Source organism: Streptomyces sp. YJ-C3, assembly GCF_053891275.1.
In genome coordinates this window covers 4,933,935-4,953,304 of record NZ_CM132685.1, presented here as the reverse complement: position 1 = coordinate 4,953,304, position 19,370 = coordinate 4,933,935, and the positions used below count along the sequence as shown (strand labels likewise).

General features: G+C 72.0%; 23 protein-coding genes. 13 read left to right on the top strand and 10 right to left on the bottom strand.

Features of this window, described 5'->3' with window-relative positions; all coding sequences use genetic code 11:
* Positions 1-14: 14 nt before the first annotated feature.
* Positions 15-248: a DUF5133 domain-containing protein gene (locus ACVHNB_RS22145; protein WP_428956980.1), complete on the bottom strand. Its 234-nt coding sequence runs from the start codon at positions 246-248 to the stop codon at positions 15-17.
* Between the two features lie 514 nt (positions 249-762).
* Between ACVHNB_RS22145 and ACVHNB_RS22140 the strand changes: the two genes are divergently transcribed.
* The 7 genes from ACVHNB_RS22140 to ACVHNB_RS22110 all read left to right on the top strand — a co-directional run bounded on the left by ACVHNB_RS22140 (position 763) and on the right by ACVHNB_RS22110 (position 4,922).
* Entirely contained in the window at positions 763-942 is a 180-nt protein-coding gene (locus ACVHNB_RS22140) for a hypothetical protein (RefSeq protein ID WP_428956981.1), read from the top strand.
* A 363-nt stretch (positions 943-1,305) separates the two neighbouring features.
* Complete coding sequence (locus ACVHNB_RS22135) at positions 1,306-1,530, top strand: hypothetical protein (protein WP_456225676.1); 225 nt, start codon at positions 1,306-1,308, stop codon at positions 1,528-1,530.
* A 577-nt stretch (positions 1,531-2,107) separates the two neighbouring features.
* Positions 2,108-2,398 carry a hypothetical protein gene (locus ACVHNB_RS22130; RefSeq protein WP_456225675.1) on the top strand — a complete coding sequence of 97 codons (291 nt, stop codon included), beginning with the start codon at positions 2,108-2,110 and terminating at the stop codon, positions 2,396-2,398.
* Between the two features lie 45 nt (positions 2,399-2,443).
* The gene (locus tag ACVHNB_RS22125; protein ID WP_456225674.1) at positions 2,444-2,992 is read left to right on the top strand and encodes a hypothetical protein; all 549 of its coding nucleotides are present in this window, start codon (positions 2,444-2,446) and stop codon (positions 2,990-2,992) included.
* Between the two features lie 117 nt (positions 2,993-3,109).
* Positions 3,110-3,811: an alpha/beta hydrolase gene (locus ACVHNB_RS22120; RefSeq protein WP_456225673.1), complete on the top strand. Its 702-nt coding sequence runs from the start codon at positions 3,110-3,112 to the stop codon at positions 3,809-3,811.
* 98 nt (positions 3,812-3,909) lie between these two features.
* A complete protein-coding gene (locus tag ACVHNB_RS22115; RefSeq protein ID WP_428956985.1) occupies positions 3,910-4,053 on the top strand; it encodes a hypothetical protein in 144 nt (47 codons plus the stop codon).
* Positions 4,054-4,115: 62 nt separating this feature from the next.
* Positions 4,116-4,922 (top strand): PhzF family phenazine biosynthesis protein, encoded by an 807-nt coding sequence (locus ACVHNB_RS22110; RefSeq protein ID WP_428956986.1) that lies wholly within the window; start codon positions 4,116-4,118, stop codon positions 4,920-4,922.
* Between the two features lie 69 nt (positions 4,923-4,991).
* On the opposite strand, the gene ACVHNB_RS22105 is transcribed toward ACVHNB_RS22110, so the two are convergent.
* Positions 4,992-5,879 carry a LysR family transcriptional regulator gene (locus ACVHNB_RS22105; RefSeq protein ID WP_456225672.1) on the bottom strand — a complete coding sequence of 296 codons (888 nt, stop codon included), beginning with the start codon at positions 5,877-5,879 and terminating at the stop codon, positions 4,992-4,994.
* 84 nt (positions 5,880-5,963) lie between these two features.
* Here ACVHNB_RS22105 and ACVHNB_RS22100 point away from each other — a divergent pair, with 84 nt between their 5' ends.
* Genes ACVHNB_RS22100 through ACVHNB_RS22090 form a run of 3 tightly spaced genes read left to right on the top strand, consistent with a single transcriptional unit; the run spans position 5,964 to position 8,532 of the window.
* The gene (locus ACVHNB_RS22100; protein ID WP_428956988.1) at positions 5,964-7,169 is read left to right on the top strand and encodes a thiolase family protein; all 1,206 of its coding nucleotides are present in this window, start codon (positions 5,964-5,966) and stop codon (positions 7,167-7,169) included.
* The gene (locus ACVHNB_RS22095; protein ID WP_428956989.1) at positions 7,166-7,837 is read left to right on the top strand and encodes a 3-oxoacid CoA-transferase subunit A; all 672 of its coding nucleotides are present in this window, start codon (positions 7,166-7,168) and stop codon (positions 7,835-7,837) included. The genes ACVHNB_RS22100 and ACVHNB_RS22095 overlap by 4 nt, the downstream gene beginning before the upstream one ends.
* Entirely contained in the window at positions 7,834-8,532 is a 699-nt protein-coding gene (locus tag ACVHNB_RS22090; RefSeq protein WP_456225671.1) for a 3-oxoacid CoA-transferase subunit B, read from the top strand. Before ACVHNB_RS22095 ends, ACVHNB_RS22090 begins: the two co-directional genes overlap by 4 nt.
* 356 nt (positions 8,533-8,888) lie before the next feature.
* On the opposite strand, the gene ACVHNB_RS22085 is transcribed toward ACVHNB_RS22090, so the two are convergent.
* The 7 genes from ACVHNB_RS22085 to ACVHNB_RS22055 all read right to left on the bottom strand — a co-directional run bounded on the left by ACVHNB_RS22085 (position 8,889) and on the right by ACVHNB_RS22055 (position 14,174).
* The gene (locus ACVHNB_RS22085; RefSeq protein ID WP_428956991.1) at positions 8,889-10,067 is read right to left on the bottom strand and encodes a bifunctional class I SAM-dependent methyltransferase/NUDIX hydrolase; all 1,179 of its coding nucleotides are present in this window, start codon (positions 10,065-10,067) and stop codon (positions 8,889-8,891) included.
* Positions 10,064-10,201: a hypothetical protein gene (locus ACVHNB_RS22080; protein WP_428956992.1), complete on the bottom strand. Its 138-nt coding sequence runs from the start codon at positions 10,199-10,201 to the stop codon at positions 10,064-10,066. The genes ACVHNB_RS22085 and ACVHNB_RS22080 overlap by 4 nt, the downstream gene beginning before the upstream one ends.
* Positions 10,198-12,135 (bottom strand): ABC transporter ATP-binding protein, encoded by a 1,938-nt coding sequence (locus ACVHNB_RS22075; protein ID WP_456225670.1) that lies wholly within the window; start codon positions 12,133-12,135, stop codon positions 10,198-10,200. Before ACVHNB_RS22075 ends, ACVHNB_RS22080 begins: the two co-directional genes overlap by 4 nt.
* Positions 12,132-12,290 carry a hypothetical protein gene (locus tag ACVHNB_RS22070; RefSeq protein ID WP_456225669.1) on the bottom strand — a complete coding sequence of 53 codons (159 nt, stop codon included), beginning with the start codon at positions 12,288-12,290 and terminating at the stop codon, positions 12,132-12,134. The genes ACVHNB_RS22075 and ACVHNB_RS22070 overlap by 4 nt, the downstream gene beginning before the upstream one ends.
* Positions 12,287-12,439: a hypothetical protein gene (locus tag ACVHNB_RS22065; protein WP_428956995.1), complete on the bottom strand. Its 153-nt coding sequence runs from the start codon at positions 12,437-12,439 to the stop codon at positions 12,287-12,289. The genes ACVHNB_RS22070 and ACVHNB_RS22065 overlap by 4 nt, the downstream gene beginning before the upstream one ends.
* Positions 12,440-12,933: 494 nt before the next feature.
* The gene (locus tag ACVHNB_RS22060; protein ID WP_456225668.1) at positions 12,934-13,344 is read right to left on the bottom strand and encodes a nitroreductase/quinone reductase family protein; all 411 of its coding nucleotides are present in this window, start codon (positions 13,342-13,344) and stop codon (positions 12,934-12,936) included.
* Positions 13,345-13,391: 47 nt separating this feature from the next.
* The gene (locus ACVHNB_RS22055; RefSeq protein ID WP_456225667.1) at positions 13,392-14,174 is read right to left on the bottom strand and encodes an SDR family NAD(P)-dependent oxidoreductase; all 783 of its coding nucleotides are present in this window, start codon (positions 14,172-14,174) and stop codon (positions 13,392-13,394) included.
* A gap of 136 nt (positions 14,175-14,310) precedes the next feature.
* Between ACVHNB_RS22055 and ACVHNB_RS22050 the strand changes: the two genes are divergently transcribed.
* Positions 14,311-14,946: a TetR/AcrR family transcriptional regulator gene (locus ACVHNB_RS22050; RefSeq protein ID WP_428956998.1), complete on the top strand. Its 636-nt coding sequence runs from the start codon at positions 14,311-14,313 to the stop codon at positions 14,944-14,946.
* 46 nt (positions 14,947-14,992) lie between these two features.
* Here the strand turns inward: ACVHNB_RS22050 and ACVHNB_RS22045 are convergent, their stop codons facing one another.
* On the bottom strand, positions 14,993-15,874 hold the full coding sequence (locus tag ACVHNB_RS22045) for an alpha/beta fold hydrolase (protein ID WP_428956999.1): 882 nt from the start codon (positions 15,872-15,874) through the stop codon (positions 14,993-14,995).
* Positions 15,875-16,023: 149 nt separating this feature from the next.
* On the opposite strand from ACVHNB_RS22045, the gene ACVHNB_RS22040 reads away from it, so the two are divergent.
* Positions 16,024-18,054, top strand: a complete 2,031-nt coding sequence (locus tag ACVHNB_RS22040; protein WP_456225666.1) for a BTAD domain-containing putative transcriptional regulator — start codon at positions 16,024-16,026, stop codon at positions 18,052-18,054.
* Between the two features lie 206 nt (positions 18,055-18,260).
* Positions 18,261-19,349 carry a MerR family transcriptional regulator gene (locus ACVHNB_RS22035; protein ID WP_456225665.1) on the top strand — a complete coding sequence of 363 codons (1,089 nt, stop codon included), beginning with the start codon at positions 18,261-18,263 and terminating at the stop codon, positions 19,347-19,349.
* Positions 19,350-19,370: the final 21 nt, after the last annotated feature.

Sequence of the window (19,370 nt, the reverse complement as noted above, 5' to 3'; positions counted from 1 at the left end):
TGAGGGGAGGCGGTTCAGGCCGCCTGGGCCTCATCGCCGGACCGGGCCGCGGCGGCGTGCTCCAGTACGCGGTCGGCCGCTGCCAGGGCATCGCGGACGGACTGGGTCCCGGTGCTGACACACAACGTGTACGTGATGTCGTCGAGTTGCCATTGGAGTTCCTGGGTCGCGCGCTCCGAGAAACGCAACTGCACGTCGGCATAGCGGCTCAGAAGAGTCCGGATGAACATCGGATCGGGATTCAGCACGAGGCACGCCCTGTTCTGTTGTCCTGTGGAATCGATGGAGCTCCCACTTCCCCGGATTCCCCCGGACATGCGTCATCGGCGAAAGAAGATTTCTCCCGCCCCGTCCGATCCGGTGTGTGCCGGGTCGTTGAGGCCGCCGCCGATTCCCCGGCGGCGACGATTCCTCAGCGTCGACGCAGTCGGCCCAGCCACGCGCGGGCCTGAGCCCGCTTGCGGGGATCCGCTGCCGTGCGCCGGGCCGTGCCGATGACCCGCTGCCCCTGCGGGCTGCGACTGTACTGCTTGATCCGATCGAGAATGCCGGGCATGGCGCCTCCGTGAAGCCGTTCGACGAGGGCGACGGCCACGCGTCGCCATGTTCGATACGACTACCCGTGAAGCGGCGGCGAACACGGGGCTGTTCCGCGAGCTCTCCGAGCCGGAGGCGCGGGGTTTTCGAATTCGGCACAAGATTCGTACGTAGTGATGATTTAAGGGGGAACTAGGGCGGCAACGACTAGGAACAGGAGTTCCCATGTTTGCCATCGGTGCCGCCGTGCTGTTCTTCCTCGCGTTCCTGATCAATGCCGCGGACATCTCGACGAACGACGTGTTCACGTCGGTCAACATCATGCTGCTCGGTCTCACCGCGCTGGCCCTTCACCTGGCGGGAGCCGGTGGCTGGGCGCGCACCAGGACGTCGCGCCGTCGCTGACCACGGCCCGCCGCCGCACCCGGTGCTGCCGGTGGGACGGGCAGCCGTTTGCGTCCCCGGGTGCGGAAGTGCGGTGTGACGTGTCCGCGGGACGGCCCTGCGGCGCCGCGCGCGGCGGGCTGTTCAGTGCCCCGGTGCCGGACGTGGCTCCCGGGGCAGCGCCGGCGCGCGTCGTTGCCCGCGCCGACGGTCGCCGGGCCTGGCCCGGACGGCATGGTCGGTCAGTGCCGGGGCTGTTCGCGACGGGACAGGAGGACGCAGCAGATGCCCGCCGCGATCAGGAACGCCGCGATGACGGCCAGCGTGTAGCGGCCGTCGGGGTCGCCGGTCCTGGCCAACTGCGGAGGGCGGGAGGAGCTGGGGGTGGTCGCGCTCTCCGAGGGAGGGCTGCTGGGCGTACGGCTGGTCGACGGTGAGGGGGAGGGCGTTGCCGGTGGTGACGAGGCGGGCGGACTGCTGCTGGGAGGGGCGGGCGGAGTGGTGGTACTGGGGGGCGACGTGGGCGGGGTGGTGGACGGAGAAGTGGGCGGGGAGCTCACAGAGGGAGAAGGTGACGGGGACTCCGACGGAGGTGTCGTCTCCCCGTAGCCCGGAGGCTGCTCCCCGTACCCGCCGGAGTCCTCGTCCGCGGGACCGGTCGACTCCCCGTGGCCCGAGGGAGCGGTCGGGGGCGTCTCCTGCTCCGGCCCGCCGTATCCGGGTCTCTCCGAGGAGCTGAACATCTCTCCGGCAGAGGAGCCCGACGCTGCCGCCGTCGCTCCCGCCGCCCGGGTGTCCGAGGGTGCGTCAGGTGCCGGCGAGGCCGAGGCCGACAGCGCGGCGCAGCTCACGATGACGGCTGACAGGGCGGTGACCACCGCCGTACGCACACCAGTGCCGTGGAGATCGATGTGATCTTCGTACATGGCTGCATAAAAGACAGGGCGCGGCCGTCGAGAGGGGGTCGCCTCGCGGACGACCGCCCAGATTCACCCGGGCACGCCATTGTTTGTAGAAGGCACGCTCGCGTCATCGGGCCAGTTGGCGCAACAGGCGCGGCGCGCGAGATGCGCGCTCCCGATGCTGACACCTCAGCCGAACACTCGTGGCGAAACATGACATTCCGTACGTCGTCGCGCACGATGCTCTCGGCCACGAAGGGCGCAGCGAAGTGAGGGGCAGTCACATGGCGATCACCGGACGTCTCGGTCGACTCGCGGTCCTGGCGGCACTGTCGGGTGCGGTCCTCCTCGCGCCGGCGGGGCTCGTGACTCCCGCGTACGCGGGGGCGGTGTGCGTCGCCAACAAGGACGCGGCCATCTCCGCCGAGAACAATCCCCTCTCCGCCACGGTCGGCTTCGTGGACAAGGGCCGGCAGATCAACGCGGGGTCGACGACGAACCCGGAGATGTTCCAGGTGTCGAACGACGCGGGCGACCGGCTCGGTTACCTGCGCAGGCCCGACCTCGACTGCTGAAGAAGGGACCTCGTGCCGACCGCGACCGCTGTGACAGGGAGCTTCATGACCAGCAGGGCCGCCGCCTGGGCCGCAGGCACCGCACTCGTCCTCTCGGCGGTCACCGTCATGGGCGGCGCTCCCGCCGGGGCGGCGCCGGCCGCGGTCGTCAGGTGCGACGCCACCGGCGAGGTCGCCTACCGTCCGCCGGTCGGTCCGGACGAGGCGACGGTGGTCGCCACGACGACGCAGCGGTACGAGACGTGCACCGTCACCAGCGACGACAGCCGCGTGACGAAGGCTCTCGACTCCTCCTCCGACGTTCCTCTGGTGGTGTCGTGCACCTCGCTGCTGGGCGTCCGCGAGCACCAGCGCCTGGCCGTCACGTGGGACACCGACGAGACCTCGTTCATCGACGACGCCGTCATCACGGTCACCCGACAAGGACCCGAGCTTCTCGTGGTCGGCGCCGGGAAGATCACCGACGGCCCCTTCGCACAGCTCACCTACCGGAACGAGACCACGTACGACGCCGCTGACGCCCGCATCGAGTGCCTCGGCCCCCGCGGACTCTCGCACCTCGGCCCGGGACGGTCGCTCACCACGATCGCTTGACCCGCCGTGCCGTCCCTGAGAGATCGTGCTCGTACGCGCGGCGGCCAATCCGTGACACGGGTGGGCTCCGGATCACGGGTGCGTACGAGCGCAGGGACACGACAGAGAGAGCCTTCGATGAGCGGAAGCAATGCCCGGACCGTGGAGCGGTCCAACGTGCGGATCATGTCCGGCGGAGCCGATCCGCACGCCGCCGTGCTGGTGCTGCACGGCGGCCGGGAGACGGGACGGGAACCTTCGCGGCCCTGGCATCTGGCCGCCCTGCGCATGCGCCCCTTCTTCGCCGCGGTCGGCCGGGCGGTGCCGGAGCAGCGGCTCCTGATCGGGTCCGTGCGCTACCGCTTCAGGGGCTGGAACGGGAGCAGCGCCGATCCGCTGCGCGACACCGAGCGGGCCCTCGCCGAACTGGCCTCCCGCGTGGGCGACGTCCCGGTGGTCCTTCTCGGACACTCCATGGGCGGCCGCGCCGCGCTGCGAGCGGCCGGTGCCGCCCAGGTGCGCGGAGTGGTGGCCCTCGCCCCGTGGTGCCCCGACGGCGAGCCGACGGACCAGTTGCAGGACCGGACCGCGGTGGTCCTGCACGGCGACGGTGACCGCATCACCGACCCGCGCGCCTCGACGGAGATGATGCGCCGCGCCCGTGCCCAGGGAGCCCGGACGGCGACCCTGATCGTGGCCGGCGGCGACCACGCGATGCTGCGCCGCGGCCCGGTCTGGCACCGGATCGCGGCAGGGGCGGTGGCGGAGGTGCTCGCACCGGGAACCGGTGAGCCCCTGGTGCGCCGCGCCGTGGAGTCCGGAGAGCCCTGCACCCTTTGATGCCGGCCGGCATCGGTGGACGTTCGGCCCCATCCGGAAGCCGTCCGGTTCCGGATTACCAGTGAAGGATGTCGAGCCGAGCAAGGAGGTGAGCGGCCATGACGGACGAGGATTTCCGGCGTCTGCTGGAGCAGGCGCGCACCGAGGCCCGGCGGACGGTTCTGCCCCGCGAGGACCGGGCGGGCCGTGAGCTGTACGAGGCGCACGCACGCCACGCGGAGTTCGGGCAGGCCTCGCATTAGCCCGGCGCCCCAGCCCGTGGCCGGGGTGAGGCGGCCCGGGCGGCTCCGTTAATGTCGGATTCATGCGAATTCGTGTGGTGGATGCATTTGCCGACCGCCCGTTCACGGGCAATCCGGCCGGAGTGGTCCTGCTGGACGCGTTCCTCGACGACGGCTGGCTGCAGAGCGTCGCGCTGGAGCTCAATCACTCCGAGACCGCCTTCGTCCACCCGCTGCCGGCAGGGCAGGACGCGGACTGGAACCTTCGCTGGTTCACGCCCACGACCGAGGTGGACCTCTGCGGGCACGCGACGTTGGCCGCGGCTCATGTGCTCTTCTCCACGGGCCGGGCCACCGGCCCGATCCGCTTCCGCACCCGCAGCGGCATCCTCATCGCCACCGCCGACTCCGACGACTCCCTCACCCTCGACTTCCCGACGGCGAAGCTGACCGCGGCGGACGTACCGGCGGAGCTGGCCCCGGCACTCGGGGCGACGCCGCTGTCCGCACACGACACGGGCGGGGTCGGTGACCTGCTCGTCGAACTGGCCGACGAGGCCACGGTGCGCGCTCTCGTCCCCGATCTCGTGGCCCTGGCCGACCTGTCGGAGCGCGGCGTCATCGTCACCGCCCCCGCGGCGGATCCGTCCGCGGGCTACGACTTCGTCTCCCGGTGTTTCTTCCCCCGCGTCGGGGTGAACGAGGACCCGGTGACCGGCAGCGCCCACACCGCCCTCGCGCCCTTCTGGTCCGAGCGCATGGGGCGTACCGACCTGACCGGCATGCAGGCCTCGGACCGCACCGGGCTCGTCGGCGTCGCCCTGCGCGGGGAGCGCACCCTGCTCACCGGGAAGGCCGTCGTCGTCATCGACGGCGCGTTGATGGGGTAGCGGGGAGAGGCGGCCCGCTCCCGCGTGGCGCGGCGCGACGGCACCGCTTGCCGTGCGCTCACGTATCGCTCAGGTGCCGCTCACACACTGCTCGATCACCGAGGCGACCTGCTCGGTGGCGGGGGAGACGCGGTTCGCCCGGCGGGCCAGGAGCAGGTCGACCGACTCGGGTTTCGCCAGGGGCACGTAGGTGACGCCGTCGAGGCTGAGACTCCGCACTGATCGCGGTACCAGGGCCACGCCGTGCCCTGCCGCCACGAAGACGACCAGAGTGGCCGTCTCGCCGACCTCGGTGAGCGAGGCCGGGCGGAAGCCCGCGCGCTCGCACGCGGCCAGCACCCGGTCGTACATCGAGGACCGGGACTGCGAGGGGTGGATCACGAACGGCTCGTCGGCCAGGGCCTCCAGCGGAACGCTCCGGCGGCCCGCCAGCGGGTGGTGCGCGGGCAGGACCGCCACCAGGGGTTCGGACCGCAGCGGGGTGACGCGCAGTTCCGCGTCGGTGACGGTGCCGCGGACCACCGCGAGGTCGTAGGTGCCGCCGAGCAGTCCCTCGACGAGCTCCGGGGCCAGCAGTTCCCCGCGCAGGTCCAAGGTGATCCCGGGCAACCGGGCCCGTACCGTACGGGCGACCTGCGGCAGCACGTCGTACGTGGCCGTGCCGATGAAGCCCACCGAGACCCGACCCGCGTGGCCCGTGGCCAGCTCCCGCATGTGCACGCGGGCGCGCTCCTCCTCCGCGACGAGGGCGCGCGCGTAGTCGGTCAGCTGCCGGCCGGCTTCGGTCGGCTCGACGCGGCGGGTCGAGCGGTGGAACAAGGACACCCCGAGTTCGCGCTCCAACTGCTTGATCTGCTGGGACAGAGCCGGCTGGGCCAGATGCAGGCGGGCGGCCGCGCGGCCGAAGTGGCATTCCTCGGCGAGCGCGAGGAAGTACCGGAGCTGACGGAGTTCCATACACTCCACTTTATAAGCAGTGCTTATCAATTGATGCGGACTAGGTCTTGGACGCGATGAACCGGGCGCTCCTACCGTGAGTGCGTGACCGACAGCTACCTGTACGCAGCAGCACGAACGCCCTTCGGACGGTTCTCGGGGGCCCTCGCGGACGTCCGGCCCGACGACCTCGCGGCGCTCGCCGTCACCGCGACCCTGGCCAGGACCCCCGACCTCGACCCGGCGGAGATCGGCGACGTCGTCTGGGGCAACGCCAACGGCGCCGGTGAGGACAACCGGAACGTCGGCAGGATGGCCGTCCTCCTCGCGGGCCTGCCGACCTCGGTGCCCGCCACGACCGTGAACCGGCTCTGCGGATCCTCGCTGGACGCCGCCCTCATCGCCTCCCGCACCATCGAGACCGGCGACGCGGACATCGTGCTCACCGGCGGGGTCGAGTCGATGACCCGGGCGCCCTGGGTCCTGCCCAAGCCCGCGCGGGCGTTCCCCGCCGCGGACATGACGGCCGTGTCCACCACGCTCGGCTGGCGACTGGTCAACGCACGCATGCCCAAGGAATGGACCGTCTCCCTGGGCGAGGCGAACGAACAGCTCGCCGACCGCTTCGACGTCACCCGCGAGCGCCAGGACGCCTTCGCCGCCCGCTCCCACAACCTCGCCGACGACGCCTGGAACGCGGGCTTCTACGACGGCCTGGTCGTGCCCGTCGCCGTGGACGCCAAGGGCACCACGCTCGACCGGGACGAGGGGATCCGCCCCGGCTCCACCGCCGAGAGGCTCGCCGGGCTCAAGCCCGTCTTCCGCCCCGACGGCGTCATCACGGCGGGCAACGCGTCCCCGCTGAGCGACGGAGCCTCGGCCGTCCTCCTCGGCTCCGGCGCCGCCGCCGCACGGATCGGCACCGATCCCGTCGCCCGGATCGCCGGACGCGGGGTGTCCGCGCTGGACCCGCAGCTGTTCGGATACGCGCCCGTGGAGGCGGCGAACAAGGCGCTGAAGCGCGCGGGGATCTCCTGGTCCGACGTGGCGGCCGTCGAGCTGAACGAGGCCTTCGCCGTGCAGTCGCTGGCCTGCGTCGACGCCTGGGGAGTGGACCCGGACATCGTCAACGCCAAGGGCGGTGCGATCGCGCTCGGCCACCCGCTGGGCGCGTCCGGCGGCCGGCTGCTCGGCACCCTGGCGCACCGGCTCCGCGAGTCCGGCGAGCGGTGGGGCGTCGCCGCCATCTGTATCGGAGTCGGCCAGGCACTTGCCCTGGTCCTGGAGAACGTCACGGGGAGCGAGCGATGACCACACAGCTGTGCGCCGACGCCGACGAGGCGGTGGCCGGGATCGAGGACGGCTCCACCGTGCTGGTCGGCGGATTCGGTATGGCCGGAATGCCGGTCGAGCTGATCGACGCGCTCATCCGTCAGGGAGCCAAGGACCTCACCGTCGTGTCCAACAACGCCGGCAACGGCGACACCGGGCTCGCCGCGCTGCTGGCCAAGGGCCGCGTCCGCAAGGTGATCTGCTCCTTCCCGCGCCAGACGGACTCGTGGGTGTTCGACGAGCTGTACCGCGCCGGGCGGATCGAGCTCGACGTGGTGCCGCAGGGCAACCTCGCGGAGCGCATGCGGGCGGCCGGGGCCGGCATCGGGGCCTTCTTCTGTCCCACGGGTGCGGGCACGCTGCTCGCCGAGGGCAAGGAGACGCGCGAGATCGACGGCCGCACCTACGTACTGGAGTACCCGATCAAGGGGGACGTCGCGCTGATCGGTGCCCACCGCGCCGACCGGACGGGCAACCTCGTCTACCGCAAGACCGCCCGCAATTTCGGGCCGGTCATGGCCACCGCGGCGACCACCGTGATCGCCCAGGTCCGCGAGATCGTCGAGACCGGCGAGATCGACCCGGAGACCGTCGTGACCCCGAGCATCTTCGTCGACCGGATCGTGCAGGAGGCGGGTCGCGCATGAACACCCCGAGCCAGGCCGTGAACACACCGACCCCGGCGCCCGACGCCGACGAGCGGGGCCCGCTGGGCAAGCACGACATCGCGGCCCTCATCGCACGCGACATCCCGCAGGGTGCCTTCGTCAACCTGGGCATCGGCCAGCCGACCCTCGTCGCCGACCATCTGCCCGCCGACTCCGGGGTGGTGCTCCACACCGAGAACGGCATGCTCAACATGGGCCCCGCCGCGCAGGACGACCAGGTCGACCCCGATCTCACCAACGCGGGCAAGGTACCCGTCACCGAACTGCCCGGAGCCGCCTACTTCCACCACGCCGACTCCTTCGCCATGATGCGCGGCGGCCACCTGGACATCTGCGTCCTCGGCGCGTTCCAGGTCTCGGCCGCCGGCGATCTGGCCAACTGGCACACCGGCGCGCCTGACGCCATCCCTGCCGTCGGCGGTGCGATGGATCTGGCGATCGGGGCCAAGAAGGTGTTCGTGATGATGACCCTCTTCACCAAGGACGGGAAGCCCAAGCTCGTCCCCGAATGCAGCTACCCGCTGACCGGCCTCGGCTGCGTCGACCGCGTCTACACGGACCTGGCGGTCTTCGACGTCACCCCGCGAGGCGTGCGCGTCACACAGACCTTCGGCATCACCCCGGACGAGCTGGCCGCGCGGTTGGACGTGCCGCTGATCATCGAAACCTCCTAGGGCGAGGCCCACTTGAGGCGAGAGAAGGGGCAGGGCCGCTGTCCGATGGCCGCCAGCGGAACCGAGAACTCTTCTCGTCGTGTGACGTGAGTATTGAAATGGCCATACGTCATGGCATTCACGGAGGGGCCTGAAGGCTGGATTCAGGTGCGGGCCGGCCTTCGTCACGGTCCTCTTCGGATGGCTGCCGAACCCCTTCTCCGGTGACTCCGCCGAGAAGGCCGCGACGTGCGCAAGGCCACCGCCGGTACGGACGACCACGATCCGGAACTGGAGCGGATCAATCGCGCCCTGCGACAGGGCTCCCCGCCCGTCAGCAGGAGGACCGTGACGGGCGGGGAGCATTTGAGGGCCCCTCAGAAGGCTGGTCGTCGGGTGAACGGTGTGAAGTGTGCGGGGGTGTGATCGATGGGCAGATCGGGGCGCCAGGCCGTGAGGATCTGGGCGCTGCACACGAACAAGCCGTGAGGCAGCTGATCCAGGCTCCACCACTGCCAGTCGCCGACGCTCTCGTCGGGCTGGGTCGCGGGTGTCCCTCGCCACGCCGTGATGCGGGCGGCCACCGTGACACGTACGACATCGCCCGCGTGGTCGACGAGCGTGCCCAGCAGGTGGACGTCGTCGGGCCGGGCGAGCAGGCCGCTCTCCTCGCCCAGTTCGCGGACCGCGGCCTCGGCGAACGACTCGCCCGGCTCCACGTGACCGCCGGGCAGTTCCAGGGTCCCGAGACGGTGCCGGCCGAGCAGGACGCGGTCGCCGCTCATGACGATGGCGCCGACACCGATGGTGGCGTGCGGGACGAGCGGCTTGCGGCTGCGGGGCCGGCTCGTGACGCGCCGGACGTCGCGTGCCAGCCGCCGGGCCCGGATGAGCTGATGCACCACCGGGGAATCGGCGTCCGGCGCGCGGATCAGGTCGATCGCCTCGACCCGGAAACCGTTCTCGGTGAGCAGGTCCTCCCACAACTGCGGGGAGAGCACCCACATGTGCACCGGAAGCGGCGGGTCGTCGCGAAGCCTGATCATCTGCTCCCGCGACGCCACCGCCGCGGACGGTCCCCGGCCGTGCAGGTCGGTGTGCAGGACGGAGAACACGAGCGGCGCACCGGCCCGCAGGCCGTCACGCAGCGCGGGCAGCATCCGATGCGGGTCGCTGAAGGCGAGGCTGCCGATGGCGTAGGCGGCGTCGTACGGGTCGGTGCCGCTGAGATGGTCGACGGCGTCCCCACAGAGGAGCCGTACGCCGGGCTCCGCGCCGTGTTCACGGACGGCGCGTTCGTGCTGGGTGGGGGAGAGCTCGATCGCGGTGACGTGAGCGCCCTGGGTGCGCGCGAGATGGACGGCGTGATGGCCGGCGCCGGACCCGATGTCCAGGACCCGTTTGCCGCCGAGATCGCCGAGCACGTCGGCGTCGGGGCCGACTCCCTCCCAGGGACCCCAGCTCATGCGCTCGGGTACGGAGGGCACGAAGCCGTGGTCGAGCTGCCGTTGGCCGTAGACGGTCCAGCTGTCGTGATTGAGCGCGTACGAGTTCAAGTCCAGGTCCTTCGTTGTGCGGTGGAGGGAGCGGTGGCGTGGTCGCGGGTGCGGGCCCCGGCGGCGTCGACGGCCCGGTGACGGCATCCGGCCGCCCACGGCGGCTCCCGGTAGGTCTCGGGAGATCCGGTCATGGGGCGTCCTTCCGGGGGCGGAAGGCGGCCCGGTCCTGTTGCAGCTGCCACAAGTCCTGCATGTGGCCGGGGGTGTTGACGAGGTCGTGGAACGTGCCGCTCTGCACGATGCGGCCCTGATGCAGCACGACGACGCGGTCGGCGACCGACGCGTTCGACAGGTTGTGTGTGACCAGACAGACCGCACGGTCGCCCGCCACGTCGCGCAGCCCGGTGAAGATCCGGTGCTCGGCACGGGCGTCGAGGTCGCTGGTCGGTTCGTCCATGACGAGCAGGCCGGCGTCCCGGTGGAGGGCGCGGGCCACCGCGATGCGCTGCCACTGGCCGCCGGACAGTGCGACTCCGCCCCACCACTCCCTGGCCAGAAGGGTGTTGAGCCCGGAGCGGAGCGTGGCGATCACATCGTCGGCGCCGCTGGCCCGGGCCGCGCTGTGGACGGCGGCGTCGCCCTCGGGCCGGGGCTGGCCGAGGGCGATGTTCTCGCGTGCGGTCATCGGCCAGCGGGCGAAGTCCTGCGGCACGACGCTGGTCCGGCGCCACGCCGCGTGCGGGTCGAGGTCGGCGACGCTGACGCCGTCCCAGGTGACCACGCCGCTCGAGGGCAGGTTCAGTCCGGACAGCAGTCGCATCAGGGTCGACTTCCCCGATCCGTTCTCCCCGATCACCGCCACGATCTCGCCGCGCCGCACCTCGAAGTCGACGTGGTGGAGGGTGTCCGCGTCCGCTCCCGGATAGCGGAAGGACACGTCCCTGAGGGCGATGTGCTCCGGCCCGCCGGGGACGAGGTCACCGCGATCCAGGCGCTGCCCGGCCGCCTCGTCGACGAACTCCTTCCAGTCGTCGAGGTACAGGCCGGTGCGCAGCAGGTCCCGGCCGTAGCCGACCAGGCCCTGCAGGCCGGTGAAGGCCGTGCGCAGAGCGAAGGCCGCGGTTCCGGCAGCGGCGGCGGAGATCCGGCCGGTGCTCAACAGCAGGACCACCGTGCCGCCCACCAGGCAGGCGCCCGCACCGGTGGCGAGCGAGCCGACCACGGAGATCCTGGCGCGTCGGCGGGTCGCCTTGTCGCTGGTCGCCTCCACACGCTCCGCGCTCGCGCGGTACTTGCTCAGCAGGTGCGGGGCCAGGGTGTCGGTGCGGACCTGATCGGACTGGTCCTTGGCGATCAGGTACCAGCGCAGCATGTACATCATGCGCCGGTCCTTGTGGGTGGCGATCCGGGCCAGGTAGGTGATGCGTTCACCGCGGATGGAGGCGACGGCCTGCGGAACGGCGGCCAGGACCAACGGCACGAGCAGCAGCGGATACAGGCTCGTGAGAACCACGGCCCCGGACAGGAAGGTGGTCAGCGAGGCGATGTAGTTCTGGGACTGGCCGATCATGTCGCCGCTGGCGTCGATCCCGCGCTCGGCCGCGTCATAGCGGTCGTTGAAGCCGGGGTTGTCGTACGCGGCCTGCTCGGCTCGGGTCGCCGCCTCGAGCATCTTGTACTCGGCCTCGCGGCTGACCCGGGGCGACAGCTGCGCGGACAACGCCTGGATCGCGATGCCGAGTCCGGATCGCAGGGCGGCGCTGCCTGCCAGGACGGCCACGGGCAGGGCCGCTTCGCTGAGCAGGCCGGTGTCCTGGGCGGTGGCGATGAGCACGGTCAGGGCCTGCGTCGTGGCGACCAGGCCGAGCGCCCCGGAGACACCGGAGACGATCTGGCAGGCGAGCAGGACGACGACCGCCTTGCCGTCGATCTCCCACGCCAGGGCGAACGTGCGTCGGACCAGCGAAGGGAGTCGGCGGGCCATGGTGGTGCCGGTGAGCAGTTCGGCGAGTTCGCGGCTGTCCCCGCCGGGGTGATCGAGGGCGAGAACCTCCTCGGCCTCCGTCGGTGACGTCCCGGCGGGTTCCTCGTCCTTGCCGTGCAGAGCGTTCGCTGTCTCGGTCATCGGCCCTCCTCGCCCGTCAGCCGGTCCTGGGTGCGCATGCCGTGCGCCGGTACCTGCCGATCGCCGTGGACCAGATCCCCGGGGCAGCAGCTGACCGTGTCGAGAGTGAGCAGGAGGGCACGGGCGACCGCAGTCGCCGGAGTCGGGTCGGTCATGCGCCCCACCTCGATGACGGTCGTGACGCCGCGGCGAACAGGGCGCGGCGCGCGTCGACGGGGCGCCGCAGCACGGACACCGCGCCGAGATGAGCGGGGGGATTTTCGAACACGGCGCGCAGCGCGGGAAGGGCCAGCACAGGATTCACGGTTTCTCCTTGGTCGACGGGCTGGATGCAGCACATCGGACAACGCCGCTGATCAAAGCGCCGACACGGGTCCGGTACGAGCGACAAGGCGCGCGCGAGTTCGATGGTCGGGCGCTCGGCCTTGCCGTTGCAGGGATCGGCGCGGGCGCCGTGTTTTCGAATTCGCCCGTGTTGGTGACGAGGGTCGGACCGTAGCCCTTCCGGGGGATTGCACAGCTGTGCGCTTCACCTGCAACGTGCCCCTCCGACGAGCCGCGGACTCCGATGGCGGACTGCACCCTCGCGTACGCCACTGACAATCCGGCGCGGGCGGCGGCGGGATTCGGACAGAGGGAGGTGCGGCAGTGCGCGGCACGCGCCGATGGCCCCGGGCGAGTGCGCCCGGGGCCATCGGCGAGGTCGATCGGAACGGCGGGCCGGAGTCCGACCGGACGGCGGACCGGCGTGATGCCGCGTCGCACGGATCGGTGAAGTCGGCTGCCCTGTCGGCGGATTCAGCGGAAGGAGATCCGCGCGAGACGGCTGTCCAGCCAGTCCTCCAGACGCGTCGGCTGGGCGATGGTGCCCGGATTGTGCGGCTGGTTGAGGTCGGCGACGATCTCGGTCAGGACCCGGCGGCGCTCTTCCTCGTCGGTGACGGGGGTGGCCCGGGCCGGGAGATCGGCCGTGACGCCGTGCTTGAGGTGGAAGGTGAAGTCCGGCTCGCCCAGCAGGTTCGCGTACCAACTCGTCGGGCGCCCCGATGTTCCGCTGCACAGGTAGGTCTCGCCCAGGGCCCGGTAGAAGAAGATCTCGATCCGGCGGGGGCGGCCGGTGCGGCGCCCGGTCGTGGTGATGTCGATGATCCTCGCGCGGGTGCCCGCGGCGGGCGTGATCTCGATGGCGGCGCGTGCTGCCGCGTCCACGGGCGGCTCCTTTCCTGGGTGGGGTGGTCGAACGGCGCCCGTTCCGGTCAGGCGGCCTCGTCGTGCTTGAGGGCGGGGCCGAGCAGCAGGCCGCCGTCGATGACGAACTCCGAGCCGGTGGCGAAGGACGCCTCGTCCGAGCTGAGGAACAGCAGGGCGCGGGTGATGTCGGCGGGCTCGCCCAGGCGCGGCACGGCGAACGGCTCGGGGGAGTAGAAGTCCGAGATCGGGGCGTCGCTGCCCGCGGCGGGCTCGGTGATGAAGGGAGTGGCGATGACCCCGGGGTGGATGGCGTTCACGCGGATGTTGTCCCGGCCCAGTTCCAGCGCGGCTGTCTTCGTCAGGCCGCGCACGGCCCACTTCCCGGAGACGTAGGGCGCGTAGAAGGCCGTACCGCCCACTCCCGAGGTGGAGGCGATGTTGACGATGACGCCGCCGCCGCCGCGGCGCAGCGAAGGGGCCGCCGCCTTGATGCCGAGGAAGGCGCCGGTGAGGTTGATGGCGAGGATGCGGTTCCACACGCGCAGGTCCGTGGCCTCGATCGGGGCGGCGGGATTCTGCACGCCGGCGTTGTTGACCAGGACGGACAGCGGGCCGAAGCGCTCCTCGGTCGCGGTGATCGCGTCGTTCCAGGACGTCTCGTCGGTGACGTCGAGGCGTATGTAGAGAGCGCGGTCGCCGAGCTCGGAGGCGAGGGCGTGGCCCCGGTCCTCCGCGATGTCGGCGATCACGACGGCGGCGCCTTCGGAGTGGAAGGCGCGGACGTGGCTGGCGCCCTGGCCGCCGGTGCCGCCGGTGACGAGCACGGTGCGGTTGTCGAAGCGTCCCATGAGGGGTCCTTTTCGCAGTGGTACGTGGCTGAGCAGCCAAAGGTTCTTGTGGTGAGTCGAGTGACTCGCCTCGTGTTCGAGGTTACGGTCGGAGTGGAAGGTGAGTCAAGTGACTCACCTCGGCTACGGTGGGGGCATGACCAGCGAGCCTTCGGCCTACCACCAGCGCGTCGCCGAGCAGAAGCGGGCCGCGATCCTGCGCGCGGCCACCCGTCTGTTCCTGGATTCCGGCTACGACCGGACGTCCCTGGCCAAGATCGCCGAGGCGGCGGGGGTGTCCAAGGCGACGCTGTTCAAGCAGTTCCCCACCAAGGCGGCGCTCTTCGACGCGATCGTCACCGCCTCCTGGCAGGCCGGTGAGGGCGAGGAGCAGCCCCCGCCCTCCGGCGACCTGCGGGCCGGGCTCACCGCGATCGGCCGGCGTTACGTCGCCCTGCTGACCCGCCCGGACATGGCCGACCTGTTCCGGATCGTCATCGCGGAGCTGCCCCGCTTCCCCGAACTGGGGGAGACCCAGTTCAACCGCGGCAAGATGCCGTACTTCGAGTCCGTGCGCCGCTATCTCGAGACCGAGCGCGACGCGGGAACCGTCGCCCTCGACGACGCGGAACTGGCCGCCACCCAGTTCCTCGGCATGATCTCCAACTACGTGTTCTGGCCCCGCATGCTCCTGCTGAACTGGTCACCCGACCGCCCGGCCATGGACCGCGTGGTCGACGAGGCCGTCCTGATGATGGAAGCCCGGTACGCCGTCGCCGGAGGCCGCCGCTGAGGACCCGTGCGGTTCCCGGCGGCGGCCCCGACGCCCGTGTCCGGCGTCAGCGGTCGGTGAGCGCGCGGATCTCGGCGGCGATCAGCTCCGGGTCCTCCTCGGCCATGAAGTGGCCGCAGGACACGGTGCGGTGGCGCAGATCCGGGGCCCAGGCGCTCCACAGGCCCTGCGCGTGATAGCCGAGGGCGGCGCCCCAGTCCTGCTGGAGGACGGTCACCGGCACGGCCAGGCGGTTGCCGGCGGTCCGGTCCGCGGTGTCGTGGTCCACGTCGACGCCGGCGGAGGCGCGGTAGTCGGCGACGATGGACGGTACCGCCGCGGCGCTCGCGTCGAGGTAGTGGCGGCGGACGTCGTCGGGCAGCGCGGCCGGGTCATTGGTCCACGCGTCGAGGAAATGGCCGAAGAACGCGTCCGCGGACGCCTCGATCATCTTCTCGGGCAGGCCCGGGGCCTGCGCCATGAGGTAGAGGTGGAAGCCGATCGCCCCGGACACCCCGTGCAGGGCGTCCCACATGTCCAGCGTCGGCAGGACGTCCAGGAAGAGGGCGCGGGTCACGTTCTGCGGATGGTCCATCGCGGCGCGGAACGCCACGAGGGCGCCTCGGTCGTGCCCGGCCAGCGTGAACCGATCGTGCCCCAGTTCCGCCGCCAGGCGGACGACGTCCCGCGCCATGGTCCGCTTCGCGTACACGTCGGGACCGGTCTCGGCAGGCTTGTCGCTGGCTCCGTAGCCCCGCAGGTCCGGGCAGATCACGGTGTGGTCCGCGGCGAGGTCGGCGGCGACGTGCCGCCACATCAGATGGGTCTGCGGAAATCCGTGCAGCAGCACGACCGGGCTGCCGGCGCCGCCGACGGCGGCATTCAGGGTGACGCCGTCGTCGACCTGTACGCGATGCTGGGTGAAGCCGGGGATGGTCAGGTGGGTCACAACAGCTCCTGAAACTCGTGGCAGAGTGGACGTTCCGGACTGATTCGGTCCGGTCGTCCGGGGACGTCGTCCAGGTTGCGGGCCTCGGATCAGCGATCGATGAGTGAGCACGCGGCCCGCCGGACACGGCGCCCGCGAAGGGACCGTGCGTGGGCGTGGAGTTCGGACTGCTGGGGCCGGTGATCGTCCGGGATGCGCGGGGCGGACCCGTCGCGCTCGGCGCACCACGGCACCGGGAGGTACTGGGGCGGCTGCTCATCGCCCGTAACCGGGTGGTGCCCGTCGGCCGGCTGGTGGCGGACCTGTGGGAGGACGACGCGCCCGCCGGAGCCGTCGGCGCGGTGCGTACCTTCGTGGCCGCGCTCCGCCGCGCCCTGGAGCCCGACCGTCCCCCGCGGCAGCCGTCCCGCCTGCTGGTGACGGACGGCCCGGGCTATGTGCTGCACGCCGGCCGCGACGCGGTGGACGCATGGCGGTTCGAGGACACGGCGGCGCGGGCCGCCGCCGCGGCGCCGCACGCGGCGATCGCCCTGTGGGACGAGGCGCTCGCCCTCTGGCGTGGCCCGGTGCTGGCCGACTTCCCCGAGGCTCGATGGGCCGCCGCCGAGCGGGCCCGGCTGACGGCGCTGCGGCTGCACGCGGTCGAGCGGCGCGCCGACGCCCAGCTGGCCACCGGAGCGGCCCGCGACGCGGCCGTCGACCTGGAGGCACACGTCGCCGCGCACCCGGCGCGGGAGGACGGCTGGGTGCTGCTGGCCACCGCGCTGGACCGGTCCGGGCGGCGCGGCGAGGCACTGGAGACGCTGCGACGGGCCCGCCGGACACTCGCCGACGATCTCGGCGTGGAACCGGGGCCCGCGCTGGCCCGGGCCGAGGCGCAGATCCTCAAGAGCGCCGACGCACCCGCCTCCGCGGAACCCGCCGGCGCCGTCGACGGAGTCTGGGGGAGAGCGGCCGCAGCGTGGGAACGCTCGGTGCCCGCCCGGTCCCGGGCCCGGCTCCATGCCACGGCCGGGCTGCTGCGCGATCTGGCGGTGACCGGCGCCGACGGCCTGGAGGAGGCCCGCGCGTACCGGGCGGAGGTGGTCGCGGCGGCGGAGGCGTCCGGCGACACCGACCTCGCGGCCAGGATCATCGGCTCCTACGACGTACCCGCCCTGTGGACCCGCGCCGACGACCCCCGCGGCGCGGGCGAACTGGTCCGGGCCGCGGCCCGCGCCGCCGCCGCGCTCGGCACCGACGGTCCGCCCGCGCTGCGCGCCCGGCTGCTGTCCGTCGTCGCCGTCGAGTCGCGCGGAGACGCCGCCGCCGACGCGCCGCCCGCCCGTGCGGCCGAACCCTCCACCGTCGAACCATGGCGACTGCGCGCCGAACGCGCCGCCGAGGAATCGGTCCGGCTCGCCCGGCAGTTGGGAGACCCCTCGCTGCTGGCGTTCGCCCTCAACGGCGCCTTCATGCAGTCTTTCGGCCGCTGCGGAGGCGCCGCCGGGCGGGAGACGCTCGGCGCCGAGCTGACCCGCCTGGCCGTCGACCATGGACTGCCCAGCCATGAGGTCCTCGGCCGCCTCGTCCGCCTCCAGGCGCTCGCCGGACTGGGGGAACTCCACGCGGCGGATGGCGAGGCCGACGAGATCGACCGGCTGGCGCAGCGTCACGAACGGCCGCTGGCAGGCGTCTTCACTTCCTGGTTCCGCGCCCTGCGCACCTGCGAGACCGACGGCTGGACGGCCGCCCGCCCCCGGTACGAGCAGGCGTTGGCGGCCACGGCGGACTGCGGCATGCCCGGCCTCGCCCGAGGCGCCGCCGCGCTCGTGGCGCTCGTACCGGCCCTGCGCGGCGGCGGCCTGCCGGACCCCGAGGACTTCCGCCCTCTCGACGCCGGCCCGTATCAGCCATGGTTGCACCCCCTGCTGCTGGCCGCCTCCGGCGCCACCGAGCAGGCGCGGCAGGCGCTCACGGACGTACCCCGGCCGCCGCACGACCTGCTCCAGGAAGCCCTCTGGTGCGTGCTCGCCCGCACGGCCGCCGCGGTCGGTCACGAGCCGGTGCTGCGCCGGGCGCGCGACGAACTCCTGCCAGCTGTCGGCGAGTTGGCGGGCGCCGGCAGCGGGCTCATCTCCTTCGGCCCGGTCGAGAGTCAGTTGCGAGCCGTCGACACGACGCCTGCTCCTGGCGGCTGAGCCGACACAAGGGCACCGCACACGCAGCACTCTCGTCCAGTGGAAGCGTTCGGTATATGGCGCGATTCCCACGTCGCCCAGCACCACGCTCCCGCACACGATGGTGAGCGGGGCGCGAGAGTCTCGGAGCAGGTGACCTTCACCTTGGGGCACGGCACAGCATCGGTGGGGCCGGGCGGGAAGCCCGGTACGAGGAGGGGCGAGGCATGGGCCTGCTGACCATCGGGGCGTTCGCGAAAGCCTGCGGGCTGTCGCCGAAGGCGCTGCGCCTGTACGACGAGCTCGGTCTGCTGCCGCCCGCCCGCGTCGACCCCCTGACCGGCTACCGGCTCTACGCTCCGGAGCAGCTGGAACAGGCCCGACTGGTGGCCTGGCTCCGGCGCCTGGGGATGCCGCTCGCCCGCATCCGGCGCGTCGCCGGACCGGACGCGGGCGCCGCCGTGGACGAAGTCCGCGCGTTCTGGGCGCAGGTCGAGGCCGACACGGCCGCGCGACGGGACCTCGCCGCCTTCCTCGTCGACCATCTGTCGCGAAAGGACCCCACCATGTCCTCGAACTCCCCTTCTGTGGGCATCCGTTACGCCGCCGCCTCCGACACCGGCCGGGTCCGGGCGAGCAACCAGGACACCGCATACGCCGGATCCCGTCTGTTCGCCGTCGCGGACGGCTACGGCGCACACGGCGCACCCGCGAGCGCGGCCGCCATCTCGGCACTCAAGCACCTGGACACCGACGCCGTGCCCGTGGGCGATGTGCTCAACCTCCTCGACGACGCCGTGGACCGCGCACGACAGGCCGTGCACGGCGTGGCCGGTACCGGGACCGGCGCGCCGGCCGATGCGGTGGGCACCACCTTGACCGCGATGCTGTGGACCGGATGCCAGCTGGGACTCGTCCACATCGGCGACTCCCGCGTATACCTGCTGCGCGACGAGGAGTTGTTCCAGATCACGCACGACCACACCGTGGTCCAGTCGATGATCGACGACGGCCGTCTCACCCCGGAGGAGGCCGCCTCCCACCCGCAACGCTCCTTGCTGGTACGCGCCTTGACGCAGAGCGCCGACAGCGCGGTGGACACCGGGCTGTACGACGCGCGGCCCGGCGACCGCTATCTGCTGTGCTCCGACGGCCTGTCGGCGGTCGCGGCCACGGACGACATCCACGCGGTACTCACCCGCGTCGGCGAACCCGAACAGGCCGTACGTGAACTCGTCGCCCTGGCCAATGGATCGGGCGGGCCCGACAACATCAGCTGTGTCGTCGCCGACGTCGTGGAACTCGCACGACGCTGAACAGGCGCCGGGGCCTGTCCG